The organism is Pseudoalteromonas sp. SIMBA_162, from assembly GCF_046535955.1.
Lineage (GTDB): Bacteria > Pseudomonadota > Gammaproteobacteria > Enterobacterales > Alteromonadaceae > Pseudoalteromonas > Pseudoalteromonas marina.
This window is the reverse complement of the sequence record NZ_JAWJBQ010000082.1, coordinates 1-456: the sequence shown is the minus strand read 5'-3', so window position 1 is coordinate 456 and position 456 is coordinate 1. Positions and strand designations below refer to the sequence as shown.

General features: G+C 65.6%; 1 protein-coding gene. It reads left to right on the top strand.

Features of this window, described 5'->3' with window-relative positions; all coding sequences use genetic code 11:
* Positions 1-456, top strand: a 456-nt coding sequence (locus R0J88_RS18800; protein ID WP_410900698.1) for a hypothetical protein, incomplete at both ends; no start/stop codon positions are given.

Here is a 456-nt window from a genome sequence, read left to right as displayed (position 1 = left end):
CCACCGCGACGCTGACCGCGCAGGGCAGCCAGGGCAATGTGGAGCACGTGCATCACCTCAATGGCCTGAGCGGCACCGTGGGAGATGACGGCAAGATGAGCATTCCCTTGAGCGTCGGCCAGACCGATCTGCTCGACAAGGTCGGCGAGCTGCCGCCGTGGCTGTCCGGCGTCAGTCAGATGCGCCTGGCCACGCTGACCCTGAATCTTGACCCGCTGGCCATCGCGGCGCTGGAACCCGGTCAGACGACGCGCATGCAGGTGCCCTTCTCGGCCACCGATGGCAACCGCACCCACAGCGAGACCCTGCCGCTGGAGGTCACCCGTCAGGATGCCACCCACCTGACCTTCATCAACGCCGACCCCATCTCACTGGACAGTGCAGAAGTCGCCAGGAATCAGGTCGGCAGCACCCTGCTCAACCTGCTGGGCTACGGCAAGCTGGTAGGCGACATTC